At 68.3% G+C, this 14,885-nt stretch carries 12 protein-coding genes; 7 read left to right on the top strand and 5 right to left on the bottom strand.

Annotation, left to right across the window (positions count from 1 at the left end; translation table 11 throughout):
• Positions 1-80: 80 nt before the first annotated feature.
• The 4 genes from GT347_RS23675 (at position 81) to GT347_RS23660 (ending at position 4,838) form a co-directional block, all read left to right on the top strand.
• Positions 81-719 (top strand): LON peptidase substrate-binding domain-containing protein, encoded by a 639-nt coding sequence (locus GT347_RS23675; protein ID WP_160554527.1) that lies wholly within the window; start codon positions 81-83, stop codon positions 717-719.
• Positions 720-888: 169 nt separating this feature from the next.
• Positions 889-2,427 carry a lysine--tRNA ligase gene (gene lysS / locus GT347_RS23670; RefSeq protein WP_160554526.1) on the top strand — a complete coding sequence of 513 codons (1,539 nt, stop codon included), beginning with the start codon at positions 889-891 and terminating at the stop codon, positions 2,425-2,427.
• A 269-nt stretch (positions 2,428-2,696) separates the two neighbouring features.
• Positions 2,697-3,812: a hypothetical protein gene (locus tag GT347_RS23665; RefSeq protein ID WP_160554525.1), complete on the top strand. Its 1,116-nt coding sequence runs from the start codon at positions 2,697-2,699 to the stop codon at positions 3,810-3,812.
• 135 nt (positions 3,813-3,947) lie between these two features.
• A complete protein-coding gene (locus GT347_RS23660; protein WP_160554524.1) occupies positions 3,948-4,838 on the top strand; it encodes a hypothetical protein in 891 nt (296 codons plus the stop codon).
• Here GT347_RS23660 and murB read toward each other — a convergent pair.
• On the bottom strand, positions 4,835-5,890 hold the full coding sequence (murB, locus tag GT347_RS23655; RefSeq protein WP_160554523.1) for a UDP-N-acetylmuramate dehydrogenase: 1,056 nt from the start codon (positions 5,888-5,890) through the stop codon (positions 4,835-4,837). The genes GT347_RS23660 and murB overlap by 4 nt on opposite strands.
• 133 nt (positions 5,891-6,023) lie before the next feature.
• Between murB and GT347_RS23650 the strand changes: the two genes are divergently transcribed.
• From GT347_RS23650 to GT347_RS23640, 3 genes are all read left to right on the top strand, one after another.
• Positions 6,024-6,509 carry a YajQ family cyclic di-GMP-binding protein gene (locus tag GT347_RS23650; RefSeq protein ID WP_160554522.1) on the top strand — a complete coding sequence of 162 codons (486 nt, stop codon included), beginning with the start codon at positions 6,024-6,026 and terminating at the stop codon, positions 6,507-6,509.
• Positions 6,510-6,547: 38 nt separating this feature from the next.
• Positions 6,548-7,540, top strand: a complete 993-nt coding sequence (locus GT347_RS23645; RefSeq protein WP_160554521.1) for an HD-GYP domain-containing protein — start codon at positions 6,548-6,550, stop codon at positions 7,538-7,540.
• A gap of 133 nt (positions 7,541-7,673) precedes the next feature.
• Entirely contained in the window at positions 7,674-8,441 is a 768-nt protein-coding gene (locus GT347_RS23640; RefSeq protein ID WP_160554520.1) for a PIG-L deacetylase family protein, read from the top strand.
• 34 nt (positions 8,442-8,475) lie between these two features.
• Here GT347_RS23640 and GT347_RS23635 read toward each other — a convergent pair whose 3' ends face one another.
• The 4 genes from GT347_RS23635 to GT347_RS23620 are packed head-to-tail and all read right to left on the bottom strand — an operon-like array spanning position 8,476 to position 14,802.
• Positions 8,476-9,675, bottom strand: coding sequence for a hybrid sensor histidine kinase/response regulator (locus GT347_RS23635; RefSeq protein WP_160554519.1), 1,200 nt, complete (start codon positions 9,673-9,675; stop codon positions 8,476-8,478).
• Between the two features lie 31 nt (positions 9,676-9,706).
• Complete coding sequence (locus GT347_RS23630; RefSeq protein ID WP_229722452.1) at positions 9,707-10,321, bottom strand: chemotaxis protein CheB; 615 nt, start codon at positions 10,319-10,321, stop codon at positions 9,707-9,709.
• Positions 10,322-10,345: 24 nt separating this feature from the next.
• Positions 10,346-11,227: a CheR family methyltransferase gene (locus tag GT347_RS23625; RefSeq protein WP_160554517.1), complete on the bottom strand. Its 882-nt coding sequence runs from the start codon at positions 11,225-11,227 to the stop codon at positions 10,346-10,348.
• Positions 11,228-11,235: 8 nt separating this feature from the next.
• Positions 11,236-14,802, bottom strand: coding sequence for a response regulator (locus GT347_RS23620; RefSeq protein ID WP_160554516.1), 3,567 nt, complete (start codon positions 14,800-14,802; stop codon positions 11,236-11,238).
• Between the last annotated feature and the right edge of the window lie 83 nt (positions 14,803-14,885).

Genomic DNA, 14,885 nt, shown 5'->3' with positions numbered 1-14,885 from the left:
CCGGAAGACGGGTTCGGCCAATCGCCGGGCGAAGGCGGCCGTGGGATGATAGTCGGCCGCCGTGCCATCCCGCGCTCTCCATGCCGACCGACATCAGTCTCCAATCCCTGCCGCTTTTCCCCCTGTCGACCGTGCTGTTCCCGGGCGGCCTGCTGCCCCTGCGGGTCTTCGAAGTCCGCTACCTCGACATGGTGCGCCGCTGCCACGAGAGCGGCTCGCCCTTCGGCGTGGTCGCGCTGATCGCCGGCAACGAGGTGCGCCAGGCCGGCGGCGCGCGCGAGGTCTTCCACGACGTGGGCACGCTGGCCCGCATCGACAGCATGGAAAGCCCGCAGTCCGGCCTCATCGTGCTCAACTGCACCGGCGGCAAGCGTTTCCGCATTGCGCGGCGCGAGCAGCTGCAGCACGGATTGTGGGTGGCCGACGCCGAGGCGATCGAGCCCGACCTGCCGGTCGACGTGCCCGAAGACCTGCAGGCCGATGCCGATGCCCTGGCCCAGCTCATCGAGACCCTGCAGCAGCGCCGCGACGTGCCCGACGCCCCGCCGCTGCCCTTGTCGCCGCCCTGGAAGCTGGGCGACTGCGGCTGGGTCTCCAACCGCTGGAGCGAGCTGCTGCCACTGTCCACGGAACTGAAGCAGCAACTCATGGCGCTGGAAAACCCCCTGGTCCGTCTTGAACTCGTGGGCGACATCCTCGCCCGCAACGGCATAGGGTAATGGAAGCCTCCCGGCTTTTCACTCCACTTCGCTACGTGTAATTCGCCACCTCCCAAGGAGGAGGCCCGGCCGCCTTGGGGCGGCCCGGCGGTGGCCGGTTGGACAATTTAGAATCGCGGGCTGGCCTCTCGCAGGCCTTTGTTTTTTTCCAGCCCCTTCCTCGCCCGCCATGTCCGACACCACCCCCACGCCCGCAGCCCCCGCACAGGATGAAAACCAGCTGATCGCCGAACGCCGCGAGAAGCTGCGCAGCCTGCGCAGCGCCCGCGCGGCCGATGGCGGCGTGCCCTTCCCCAACGACTTCCAGCCGGCAGACCGCGCCGCCCCGCTGCAGGCCGCCCACGGCGGTACCGATGCCGAGGCGCTCGAAGCCGCGCCGGTCAAGGCCAGCGTCGGCGGCCGCATGATGCTCAAGCGTGTGATGGGCAAGGCCAGCTTCGCCACCCTGCAGGACGCCACCGGCCGCATCCAGCTCTACGTCACCCGCGACGCGCTGGGCGAGGAGGCCTATGCCGAATTCAAGCGCTGGGACCTGGGCGACATCCTGGGCGCCGAAGGCACGTTGTTCAAGACCAAGACCGGCGAACTCTCGGTCAAGGTGACTTCGCTGCGCCTGCTCACCAAGAGCCTGCGCCCGTTGCCCGACAAGTTCCACGGCATGGCCGACCAGGAGACCAAGTACCGCCAGCGCTATGTCGACCTGATCATGGACGAAGAAGCGCGCACCCGCTTCAAGGCCCGCAGCAAGGCCGTCAGCGCCCTGCGCGAGTTCATGGTGGCGCACGACTTCCTGGAAGTCGAAACGCCGATGCTGCACCCCATCCCCGGCGGCGCCAACGCCAAGCCCTTCGAGACGCACCACAACGCACTCGACCAGCAGATGTTCCTGCGCATCGCGCCGGAGCTCTATCTCAAGCGCCTGCTGGTCGGCGGCTTCGAGCGCGTCTTCGAGATCAACCGCAACTTCCGCAACGAAGGCATCTCCGTCCGGCACAACCCCGAGTTCACCATGATGGAGTTCTACGCGGCCTACTGGAACTACCGCGACCTGATGGACTTCACCGAGGCCCTGGTGCGCGACGCCGCGCAGAAGGCCCGCGGCTCGCTGCAGATCAGCTACGGCGGCAAGCCGGTGGACCTGTCGCTGCCCTTCGCCCGCCTGACCATCCGCGAAGCCATCCTCGCCCACACCGAAGCCACGGCCGAGAACGTGGACGACGCCGCCTGGCTGACCGCCGCCCTGCGCAAGCTGGGCCTGACCGAAGAGAAGAACCGCCTGGCCGGCCGCACCCTGGCCAGCCTGCAGGTGCTCTACTTCGAGGAGACGGTGGAAGAAAAGCTCTGGCAGCCCACCTTCATCATGGAGCACCCCACCGAGATCAGCCCGCTGGCCCGCGCCAACGACCAGCACCCGGAAGTGACCGAGCGCTTCGAGCTCTACATCACCGGCCGCGAATTCGGCAACGGCTTCTCGGAGCTGAACGACGCCGAGGACCAGGCCGCACGCTTCCAGTCGCAGGTGGACGCCAAGGACAGCGGCGACGACGAAGCCATGTACTACGACCACGACTTCGTGCGTGCCCTCGAATACGGCATGCCGCCGGCCGGCGGCTGCGGCATCGGCATCGACCGCCTGATGATGCTGCTGACCGACGCGGCCAGCATCCGCGACGTGATCCTGTTCCCGGCCCTGCGCCGCGAGGGCTGAGCGGCCGCCCATGCCGCATGGCCCTTGCGCGGGGCGATGCGGCGCTTCGGTCTGGAGAGAAACGGCGCTGCAGGAAAGGCTCAGCCTGGAAGGCTTGATCTTTTTTCGCTCCGTCATGTTCGACTTCAACTTCGGCCCGATTTCTTTTTACTCCTCCGCGTCCGGTAAACGTGCCGCCTCGTCGGAACGCTCCCGACGCGAACAAGCACCGTGGGTCCGATCCAGCCGACGACGCGCACGCGGTCGGTAACGAGTCCGGGCAGGCCTCGATGGACAGCCGCTTTCCCGGCCTGCCGCCGCGGCTGCCGGACACCGGGACCAGTGGCTGCACAGCAGCCGAGCTGATCCAGAAAATCCGCAGCTGCGAGAAGAAGGAAGCGCCCGCACTCGTCGCTGCCCTGCGCGCCATGATGGAATGCCAGCCCCCCGTGAATGCCGCTCATCGCGTCGATGCCGGCAAAGTTCCGGCAGGCCACGAGGCGGAATTGCAGGCCCTGGTGGATCGCGCGTTCCGGGTCGAACACCACCAGGCCTGCATCGCCGCCATCGCCAGGCTGTTCAACGAACTCGAAGCCGATGCGAGGCGGGACCCGGTCGCCCTGGCCCTGGCGATCCAGCACGATGAGCTGACCCTCTGGGGCAACCACCCGGCGGAGGTGCTGTCCGCCCACATGCCGCATCTGATCGAGACCATGCTGGCATGGGGCCTCATCGATGCGCGGCATGCCCCGCTGGCCAGGACGGCGGCACGACGCGTGGCCCACTACGAAGCGCTGTACCAAGGCCGGCTGGGCATGACGCCGGAACCCGAGCTTGCCCTGACCGGCGCCAGACGCACCCGTCTCTTCACCGCCCGTCTGCTCAGAGCGGCCATGGATCCGGCCAGCCTGGCCACCACCCTCGCCGATCCGGACCGCTGGGCTTCGCTCATCGGGCTGCCGCAGCTTCAGGGCCCCATGCATCTGAGTGCCTACCGAGCCCTGATCAAAGACCTCTTCGGCCTGGTGGACGACATGCAGGCCAGCGCCTTCCTGGAGGTCCAGCACTGCGAACTGTTGCGTGGCCTGATTCCCGACATCGTCCGCGCCCGCCACCGCCAGGACCGGGCGAAGCACCGGATACCGGATGACTGGAATGCCCATGACCAGAACACGTCCGCCTTCGACGCCGACGCGCTGGTGTCGGCTCTTCGGAGTCTTCCCACATTCGACGATGCCAGGCTGCGTGAACTCAAAAGCGCTGTGAAGGACTTCTATCGACACGGCCGCATGACGCATCCCGAATTCGACTTCGCGGCCAGGTTCGGTCCGATGACGCAATGTCTGCAGGAAGACGCCGGCAAGGCCAGGGCCTTCCTCATCTGCCTGAAAAAGCGGGGCTTCTAGCGCCCCGCCTCGACAGCCGAAAGCGCGCGCCGGGCAGGCCGCTTCGCCACCGCGCACGGTGCTTCGGTGCGCGGTCCGGGCACACATGCACAAAAACGCAGGCTGGCGGCTTTGCACCTTGCAAGGCGAACGCATATGTTTCCCAGCTCGCACCAGTCGTCGGCAGCCAGCGGCCAGACGCAGGCACAAGACACGCAGTCCACGGCTTCGGCGGCCACCACGACCACCCCGACCACCACCACCGACCGCAGCGCCGATCCGGGCGGCACCAGCTCTGCGCTCGCGCCCCTCCCTCGCCAGGACACCGCCGGGCCTGCCGACTCCCATGCCAGCCAGCTCAGCCGAAGCCTGTTCACCCAGCCCGGACCTACGGCTCCGTCCACGGCTGAGATCGAAGAACTCGACCGGCTGATCGACCGGGCCCTGGCCGCGAAATGGCTGCAGGAAGGCCTGAGCAAATGCGAGGCGCTGGACTGCCCGCCGGACAGGAACCCATCCCCCGGCGAACTGGCCCGCTCGCTGGCTTCGAGCCACGACACGCTGGTGCTTTTCCTGGCCATGTCCCGCGAGATGGAGCTCGCGCTCATGCCACGCTTCGTCGAGACATTGCTGAGGCTGGGCATGATCGACGGCCGCCATGCCGCGGCCGCGCGCGAAGCAGCCGTGCGCGTCGCGCAATACGCCGGCCTGCGCGGGCCCGGCTATGGCGGCGGCTCCGGCCGGTCGGGCACGACATGGCGCCGCCACTACATGATCATGCCCACGCTGCGCCTGGCGATCGATCCTCCAGCGCTGGAGCGCGCCCTGACCGACCCTGGCCAATGGCCCGCCATGCTCGCCATCTCCGGGACGCAGGGAGTCCTCAACGACGGCGCCATCGCGATGCTGGGAAGACTGCTGCAGGACCTGTGCAGCGACATGGCGGCCAGCGGTTTCCTGCCCGCCGGACTCTGCACCCGCCTGCACGAGCAGGTGCCCGCCATCCTGCAGGCGGCCCGGCAGTTCGACCGGCGCCCAGGCACCTAGACCACCACCGGCTCCGGCTCCAGCCGGATGCCGAAGCGCTCGTAGACGCTGGTCTGGATCGCCTTGGCCAATGTCATGACCTCGCCGCCGGTGACCGCATGGGCCGGGTCGCTGCCGCCGCGGTTGACCAGCACCAACGCCTGCTTCTCGTACACGCCGGCATTGCCCACCGACTTGCCCTTCCAGCCGCAGGCATCGATCAGCCAGCCCGCCGCCAGCTTGATGCTGCCGTCGGCCATCGGGTAGTGCACGATGCGCGGCTCGCGCGCGATGATGTCCGCGCACTGCTCCGGCGAGACGGTCGGGTTCTTGAAGAAGCTGCCGGCATTGCCCACCACCCGCCAGTCGGGCAGCTTGGCGCGGCGGATCTCGCACACCCAGTCGAACACCTGCTGCGGCGTGGGCTGGGCCCCCCCCTCCTCCGCCTGGCGGCGCGCCAGGTCCAGGTAGCCGAGTTCCGGCTTCCAGGGCTTGGGCAGCAGGAAACGCACACGCAGGATCAGCGCCCGGTTGGCCAGGCCGAAACCGCCCGGCGCGGCCGCATGCTTGAAGACCGAATCGCGGTAGCCGAAGGCGCACTGGGCCGCATACAGGGTGAAGGGCTGGCCGGTCTGCAGGTCGATCGCGTCCAGCGAATGGAAACGGTCCTGCAGCTCCACGCCATAGGCGCCGATGTTCTGCACCGGCGAGGCGCCGACCGTGCCCGGGATCAGCGCCAGGTTCTCCAGGCCCGGATAGCCGTGGGCGATGGTCCAGGCCACGGTCTCGTGCCAGTTCTCGCCGGCACCGGCCTCCACCACCCAGCAGCGTTCGGTCTCCTCGGCCAGGCGGATGCCGCGCACCTCGACCTTCAGGACCAGCGGCCGCACATCGCCGGTCAGCACGATATTGCTGCCGCCGCCCAGCACGAAGCGGGCTTCGCCGCCCAGTTCGGCGTCGGCCAGCACGGCATGGACATCGGCCTCGGACGCGATACGCACCAGGCGGTGGGCCCGGGCGACGATGCCGAAGGTGTTGTAGCTCTGCAGGGGGACGTGGTGCTCGATGCGCATGGAGCATTTTCTCATCCGGCCCGGCCCGCGGGAGCGCTTCGCCGAGGCGCCGGGACAGTTATTTCTGGCATAACATCGGCCGCTGCCGGCTTTGCTGTAGAGCCCGATCCCGCGTTTTGTTCCTGGAGTTTTCATGCCCTCTTTCGATGCCGTCTGCGAAGCCGACCTGTCCGAAGTCCGCAATGCTGTCGACAACACCGCCAAGGAAATCGGCACCCGCTTCGATTTCAAGGGCACCTCGGCCGCCATCGAGCTGAAGGACAAGGAAATCACCCTCTTCGGCGATGCCGACTTCCAGCTCACCCAGGTGGAGGACGTGCTGCGCGCCAAGCTCACCAAACGCAATGTGGACGTGCGTTTCCTGGACATCGGCAAGGTCGAGAAGATCGGCGGCGACAAGGTCAAGCAGGTCATCAAGGTGCGCAACGGCATCGAGTCCGACCTGGCCAAGAAGATCCAGCGCCTGATCAAGGACAGCAAGATGAAGGTGCAGGCCTCCATCCAGGGCGACGCGGTGCGCATCACCGGCGCCAAGCGCGACGACCTGCAGGGCGCGATCGCGCTGCTGAAGAAGGACGTGACCGACGTGCCGCTGTCCTTCAACAACTTCCGCGACTGACACCGGCACGCCAGCAGGAAAGCGCCCCCGCCATCCCGATGCCCCATTCGCCGCACCCGACCGCGGTACCGCTGTCGCACGAACAGGGCGGCGAGGATTTGCTGGGCTTGTGGTCCGACCTGGAAAGCGGCCTGTCGATGGTGCTCGCCCATCCCCAGGCGGTGCACGAGTTCCCCCGCAAGATCCTGCAGTACGACCTGTGGATGCAGGCCCTGGTGCGCGCCGATGCCGACACCGCGCTCTACCTGCTGTTCCAGCTGGCCTCCACCTCCTCGGTGGGCTACAGCGCCTCGCATGCCCTGGTCTGCGCCACGCTCTGCCATGTGCTGGCCCAGGAGATGCGCCTGCATCCGGCCGGCCGCGACGCGCTGGTGCGCGCCGCCATGACGATGAACATCGCCATGACCCAGCTGCAGGACGAACTCGCCCTGCAGACCGAAAGGCTCTCGCCCGGGCAGCGCCAGATCGTCGATCGCCATCCCGACGACAGCGCCCTGCTGCTGCGCCGCCTGGGCGTGGACGACGGCCTCTGGCTGGAGCTGGTGGGCCACCACCACATCGAAGGCGGCAGCGCCCGCCTGCCGGCCTGGAACACCCTGGCGCAGCCGATGCAGCTGCCGCACATCCTGGCCACCATCGACCGCTACGCGGCCATGATCAGCCCGCGCGCCAGCCGCAGCGGCCGCACCGCCAGCGACTCCTACGGCGCACTGGTGGATGGCCGGAGCAATCCCTATGTCGCCGTCATCGGCCAGGCCTTGCTGCGGGCCATCGGCCGCTTTCCACCGGGCAGCTTCGTGCTGCTCGAATCGGGCGAGACCGCCGTGGTGGTGCAGAACGGCCGGCAGGCCCAGACACCCGCCGTGGCCGTCTTGCGCGACGGCGCGGGCACCGTGCTCAAGCAGCCGCGGCTGACGGCGCAAGCCGGGCACATCCGCCAGTCCCTCAGCCACGAGCAGGCCGCCCTGCCCCATGGCTACCTGCGGCTGCTGCAGATCGGCGTGCGGGCGCGCAAGGTCTTCAAGGGCTGAGCGGCCGCATCCTTCTTCCCACGCGAGCGTCGGTCATCGACTGACATGGCAGGCCGCGGGCCAGCCCTATCGTGGTGGCTGGAGACGCGCGAGCCGCCCAACGCCGGCGTGCCGCGCAAGCACAAGGAACGCCATGGATGCCGTGATCGCCCAGTACAAGCCGAAGATGCGCGTCGCCCACCGACCGCATGCGCCATGGGTTTCCAACGCACGCCCGATCGCCACACCCAGATCGCAGAGCACCACGCCGGAGCAGTTGGTGCCGGCCGGCCAGCGTGTGGTGGTGCTGGCGCCGCATCCGGACGACGAGGTGCTGGCCCTGGGCGCCACGGTCGCCGCCCTGGCGCGGGCCGGCCGCGAGGTGCTGATCATCGCGGCGACCGACGGCGAAGCCAGCCATCCGCACTCCACCCGCTGGACACCCGAAACCCTGCGCACGGTACGACCGCACGAAAGCGAGCTGGCCCTGCGCCGCCTGGCCATCTCGCCCCAGGTGCTGCGCCTGGGCCTGCCCGATGGCGGTCTGCCGGCGCATGAACGCAAACTCGCCGAACTGCTGCCCCTGGGTTCGAACGACACGGTATTCGTCCCCTGGCGCCACGACGGCCACCCCGACCACGAAGCCTGTGCACGCGCGGCCTTGAGCGCCTGCCGCACCGTCGGCGCGCGCTGCTTTGAATTTCCCGTGTGGTCGCTGGTGCCATCGCACGCCGCCCATGGCCGCCTGCTGCACCGCATGCTGCAGCGGGTGGAGGTGCCGGCGGATCTGGCGGACGCCAAACGCCATGCGATCTCGGCCTTCGCCAGCCAGCTGGAGCCCGACGAAGGCACGGCCGCCGTGCTGCAGCAGGACGCCCTGGGCGCCTGGCAGCAAGGCACGGCCGAATGGATCATGGCCTGAAGCAGCCCGGGCCGGGCCCGGGCGGGCCGGCCCTCTAGCCCTGGCCGGCCGGTTGCGCGATGCGCGGCAGCCAGACGGTGAAGGTCGAGCCCTCCCCCAGCACACTCTCCACCGCGATGCGGCCGCCGTGCGCCTGCACGATCTGCCGCACGATGAACAGGCCCAGCCCCAGGCCGGCGGAGACCTTGTTGTCCACCGCACGCTCGAACTGCTCGAAGATGCGCTGGGTGTCCTGCGGCGCGATGCCGCGGCCCTGGTCCTGCACCGCGATCTCGACGCCGGCGTCGTGCTCGCGCAGGCTCAGGTTCACCGTCTTGCCCGGGCCGTAGCGGAAGGCATTGGTCAGCAGGTTGGCCACCACCTGTTCGATGCGGAATTCGTCGAGTTCCACCGCCAGCGTCTGGGGCGCGTGCAGCGCCAACGGGCATTCGACCGCCGCCGCCTGCTGGCAGAAGCCTTCCACGATGCCGCGCATCAGCACCGCGATGTCGAAGCGCTTCGGCGTGATCGACAGCGTGCCGCGGCGCAGCCGGGTGACGTCCAGCATGTCGTCGATCAGCCGGATCATGGCCTGGATCTGGCGTTCGTCGCGGTCCACCATGGCCTTCAGCGGCACCGGCTCGAAGGCCTTGAGGTTGTTGCGCGCCAGGTGCATCTTGCGCACCTGGGCTTCCAGGAAGAGCGTGTTGAGCGGCGTGCGCATCTCGTGCGAGACCATGGACATGAACTCGTCGCGCATGCGCACCGCGCGCTGCAGCTCGTGCTGGGTGGTCTGCAGTTCCTCCAGCAGCACCTGCTGCTGGCGCCGCGCCTCTTCCAGCTCTTCGAGCTGGGTGCGCACCGCCCGGCGCTGGCGCCACAGGTCCACGAAGACGGTGACCTTGCTGCGCACCGCATGCGGATCGATCGGCTTGTGCAGGAAGTCGACCGCGCCCGATTCGTAGCCGCGAAACGCGTAGTCGAGTTCGCTGCCGGCGGCGCTGACGAAGACGATCGGGATATGCCGGGTGCGCTCGGTGCCGCGCATCATCTCGGCGAGTTCGAAGCCGTTCATGCCGGGCATCTGCACATCCAGGATGGCCAGGGCGAACTCCTGCTGCAGCAGCAGGGTCAGCGCACCGTCGGCTGAACTGGCCTGGTGCACCACGATGCCGTCCTGGCGGATCAGGGCTTCGAGCGCGAGCAGGTTCTCGGGCAGGTCATCGACGATGAGGATGCGGGCGACGGGCGGCATGGGACGGACGGAGACGGCTGTCACGGGCGGATCATGCCTTTCGGCTGGCCTCGGCAGCGATTGGACGGGCGGCATTGTGAAGTTCCAAAAGCAAGTGCTGCAGCCCGGATAGCGGCAGCACACGGTCGGGTGGATGGCGGTCTATGGCCGCCTGGGGCATGGTGGCGATCTGGGCGTCGGCGGGGTCCTGCACCGCGGTGAATCCGCCCAGCGCGTGCACGGCGGCCAGGCCGGCGGCGCCGTCCTCGCTGGCACCGGTCAGCAGGATGGCGGCCAGGCGGCTGCCGTAGGCGAAGGCGGCGGTCTCGAACAGCACGTCGATGGACGGACGCGAGAACAGCACCGGCGGCTCGCAGCTCAGCGAAAAGCTGCCATCGGCCTCGACCTGCAGGTGATAGCCGGGCGGCGAAAAATACAGGCTTCCGGGCTCGATCGCCATCTTGTCGATGGCCTCGTGCACCGGGATCGGCAGGCGCGCGTCGAACAGCTCGGCCAGGCCGCTGTCGTGGTCCTCGGGCATGTGCAGCACCACGAAGATCGGCAGCCGGAAGTCCGGCCCCAGCACCGCGAAGAGCTGGAGCAGCGCGGTCACGCCGCCGGCGCTGGCGCCGATGGCGATGGCCTCGATCGGTGGACGGGCGGGCATGCCGCGGGCGGGAACCATGGATGCTCAGCGCTTGCGGTAGATGCGTTCGGAGCGCACCAGGGGCTCGAAGCTGGCGGCATGCTCGGAGAAGTCCAGCGTCTCCTTGCTGCCCAGGCCCAGGAAGCCGCGGCGGCACAGCGACTCGTTGAACAGGCCGATGGCCCGGTCCTGCAGCCGCTTGTTGAAGTAGATCAGCACATTGCGGCAGGAGATGAAATGCGTCTCCGAGAACACGCTGTCGGTGGCCAGGCTGTGGTCGGCGAAGGTGATGTGGTCGCGCAGCGAGCGGTCGAACAGCGCGCCGTCGTAGGCCGCCGTGTAGTAGTCCGACAGGCCGCGCAGGCCGCCGGCCTGGTGGTAGTTGGCGGTATAGGCCTTGATGCGCTGCAGGGCGAAGATGCCCTGGCGCGCGCTGTCCAGCGAATGCGGATTGATGTCGGTGGCGTAGAGGATGGTGCGCTCCAGCAGCCCCTCCTCGCGCAGCAGGATGGCCATGGAGTAGACCTCCTCGCCGGTGCTGCAGCCGGCGATCCACACCTTGATCGAGGGATAGGTGCGCAGCACCGGCACCACCTGCTGGCGCAGGGCCAGGAAGTAGCTGGGGTCGCGGAACATCTCGCTGACCGGCACCGTCAGGTATTGCAGCAGGCGGTGGAAGGCGGTCGGGTCGTGCAGCACCTTCTCCTGCAGCGCGGAGATGGTGGCGCAGTCGAACTGGGTCAGCGCATACAGCACGCGGCGGCGCAGCGAGGCGCCGGAGTAGTCGCGGAAGTCGTGGTTGTAGCGGAGGTAGATCGCTTCGACGAGCAGCTTCAGTTCGATGTCCACCGCGGACACCGGCGCGGCCGGGCCCGGCCCGTGGCCGAACACGGAGCCGCGCACCTCGGAATCGGACTCGAGCACCATCGCCTCCCTCACACCGCCGAGCGTTCCATCTTCGGCATCCAGACGCGCAGCAGCGAGAACAGGCGGTCCAGGTCCACCGGCTTGGCCAGGTAGTCGTTGGCGCCGGCCTTCAGGCACTGGTCTTGGTCGTCCTTCATCGCCTTGGCGGTGATGGTGATGATCGGCAGCTTCTGCCAGGCCGGGTTCAGGCGGATGCGGCGGGTGGCCTCCAGGCCGTCCATCTCCGGCATCATCACGTCCATCAGGATCAGGTCGATGTCGGGCACCTCGGCCAGGCGCTCCAGCGCCTCGCGGCCGTTGCGGCCCACTTCCACGAAGGCGCCCTTGTGCTCCAGCGCGCTGGTCAGGGCGAAGATGTTGCGCACGTCGTCGTCCACCAGCAGCACCTTGCGGCCTTCGAAGACCTTGTCGCGGTTGCGCGCGGTGCGCAGCATGGTCTGGCGTTCGTTGGAGAGTTCAGCCTCGACCTTGTGCAGGAAGAGCGTCACCTCGTCGAGCAGCCGCTCGGGCGAGCGCGCGCCCTTGATGATGATGGAATGCGAGTAGCGCATCAGGTCGGCCTCTTCCTCCCGGGTGAGGTTGCGGCCGGTATAGACGATGACCGGCGGGAAGGCCCGGATGTCGTCGCCGGACATGCGGCGCAGCAGCTCGTTGCCGGTCATGTCGGGCAGCTTCAGGTCGATCACCATGCAGTCGAAGACCTGGTCGCGCAGCAGCTCCAGGGCCTTGTTGCCTTCGTCGACGGCGGTGATCTCCACGTCCTCGTCGCCGATCAGGTGCACGATGCTTTCGCGCTGCAGCTTGTCGTCTTCCACCACCAGCACCCGCTTGACCTTCTGGGTGAGCTTCTCTTCGAGCTTGTGGAAGATGGTCTTGAGCTGGTCGCGGCTGGTGGGCTTCATGGCGTAGCCGATGGCGCCCATGTGCAGCGCGGTCTCGGTACGGTCCTGGGCGGAGATCACATGCACCGGGATGTGGCGGGTGGCCGGGTTCTCCTTCAGGCGCTGCAGCAGCGACAGGCCCGGGCCGTCGGGCAAGGTCATGTCGAGCAGGATGGCGTCGGGCGCATGCTCGGTGGCCAGCCTGAAGCCGTCTTCCAGGCCGTGCGCCACCAGGCAGTTGTAGCCCAGCTCGTGGGCCAGGTCGAAGAGGATGTGGGCGAACTTGGTTTCGTCCTCCACCACCAGCACCACCCGTGCGTCGCGCACGGCTCCCGCGGCGGAGATGTTGCGGTCGTCCGCGAAGGCCGGCGCGGGCACCGGCGAGCGGTGCGGCATGGGCGCCGGAGAGGGGCTGCGTGCCAGGGCGGAAGCGGCCAGGCCGCTCGATGGTGCCGGCGCGGCCACGCTGGCGGAGGCTGCCGATGAGGACGAAGAAGACGTCGCAGCGGTGGAAGCCGTCGAGCTCGGCGCCGGCGCCAGCAGCGGCGGCTGGTAGCTGGCCGGCAGCACCAGGGTGAAGGTGCTGCCTTCGCCCGCGGCGCTCCTGACCGTCAGCTCGCCGCCGAGCAGATGCGACAGGTCGCGCGAGATGGTCAGCCCCAGGCCGGTGCCGCCATAGCGCCGGCTGGTCGTGCCATCGGCCTGGCGGAAGGCTTCGAAGATGCTTTCCTGCTGGCTGGCCTCGATGCCGATGCCGGTGTCGGTGACCTCGATCGCCAGGCCGCCTTCGGCCCGCGGCGCGATCACCAACGTCACCTTGCCGCGCTCGGTGAACTTGAAGGCGTTGGACAGCAGGTTCTTCAGGATCTGCTCGACCCGCTGGCGGTCGGTGTAGAGCGTGGCGGGCGTGCCCTGGCGCAGTTCCACCGCGAACTCCAGCCCCTTCTGCGAGGCCACCGGATCGAAGGTGCCGCGCAGGCTCTCGACCAGGCGCGCCAGGCCCATGTCCTGTGGCCGCACATCGAGCTTGCCGGCCTCGACCTTGGAGATGTCGAGGATGTCGTTGATCAGGTTGAGCAGGTCGTTGCCCGCGCCGTAGATCGACTCGGCGAACTTCACCTGCTCGTCCGTCAGGTTGCCGTGGCCGTTGTCGGCCAGCAGCTTGGCCAGGATCAGCGAGCTGTTGAGCGGCGTGCGCAGCTCGTGGCTCATGTTGGCCAGGAACTCGCTCTTGTAGCGGCTGGCGCGCTGCAGCTCCTCGGCATGCTCTTCGAGTTCGCCGCGTGCCTCGTTGAGCGCGGTATTGCGCTGGTCCAGGGCCGATGCCTGCTCGGCCAGGCGCAGGTTGCTGCGTTCGAGCTCGACCTGCTGGGCCTCCAGGCTGGCCTGCGATTCGCGCAGCACCCGCGACTGTTCTTCCAGTTCCTCGTTGGCGGTGCGCAGCTCTTCCTGCTGCACCTGCAGCTCCTCGTTGAGCTGCTGGGTCTCGGCCAGCATGTCCTGCAGCCGCTGGCGAAAGCGCGCCGCCTCGACCGAAGCGCCCACGCTGCCGGCGATGCCGGCCAGCAGGTCGAGGTCGCGCTCTTCGAGCGGGCGCAAGAAGCCCAACTCGATCACGCCGTTGACCTCGCCCTCGCGCTCGATCGGCACCACCACGCCGGACATCGGCAGGCCCTCGCCCAGGCCGGAACTCACACGCAGGTAATCCGGCGGCACCGCGTCCAGGCGGATCAGGCGGTGTTCGGCGGCGGCCTGGCCGACGAGGCTCTCCCCCCTCTGCAGCAACGCATGGCTGGCATCCAGCTCGCGGTTGAAACCATAGCCGGCCACCCGCCGCAGCAGGCCCTGGTCGTCACGCACATACAGCGCGCCGACCACGCTGCCCAGGCGCTGGGCCAGGTACTCCAGCACATTGGCGCCGAGCACCGGCAGGGCCTGCTGGCCCATCAGGCGGTTGCTGAGTTCGGTCTGGCCCTCACGCAGCCAGGCCTGGCGCTGCAGGAAGGCGGCATGCTCGCCCTGCTGCGACAGCACACGGTTGTAGGTGTCCGACAGCCGCATCAGCTCGCGCCGGCCGAAGATGGCCAGGCCGCCCGACAGCACCAGGCTGAAGATCAGGTACAGCGCGATGGTGGCCACCGAGATGTCGTGCGAACTGTCGGTGCGCTCCTTGAGCAGGCGCTGCTCCATCTCCAGGAAATCGGCCATCTCGCGGCGGATTTCGTCGGTGAAGCGTTTGCCGGCGCCGCTGGTGACCTGGCGCCGCCAATCTTCGCCATTGGCGCGGCGCAATGTCACCACCTGCGCGGCGTACTCCAGCCAGCTGTTCTGCAGCGCGGCGATACGGCGCAGGCGGTCGACCTGCACCGGGTTGTCGCTGACCGATTGCTGCAGGTTCTCGATCTCGCGCGGGAAGCGCGAACGCGCGATCTCGTAGGGATCGAGAAAACGCTCGTCGCCGTTGAGCACGTAGCCGCGCAGCCCCGTCTCCATGTCCGCCGACAGGGCCGACAGCTCATGCCCGCGCCCGATCACCCGGTCGGTGTGCTCCACCCAGGACATGGCGTTGAGCAGATAGGCGATGAGACCCACGAAGAACAAGGCACCGAGCAGGCCGGCGGCCAGCGGCAGCGCCAGGTTGCGGGACAGGATGCGTTTGAAGGTGCGCTGGTCGATGGAGGCAGGGGTATTCATGTCTCTCGCGTGGGCAAGGGCGAGCCGGAAAGGCCCGGCAGTGTGGCAGACGGGGTCAGCCATAAGCGTAGGCCGACATCGCA

The sequence above is a fragment of the Xylophilus rhododendri genome, assembly GCF_009906855.1.
In the GTDB taxonomy this organism is placed as follows: Bacteria; Pseudomonadota; Gammaproteobacteria; order Burkholderiales; family Burkholderiaceae_C; genus Xylophilus; species Xylophilus rhododendri.
This window is presented reverse-complemented; position numbering and strand designations above follow the sequence as displayed.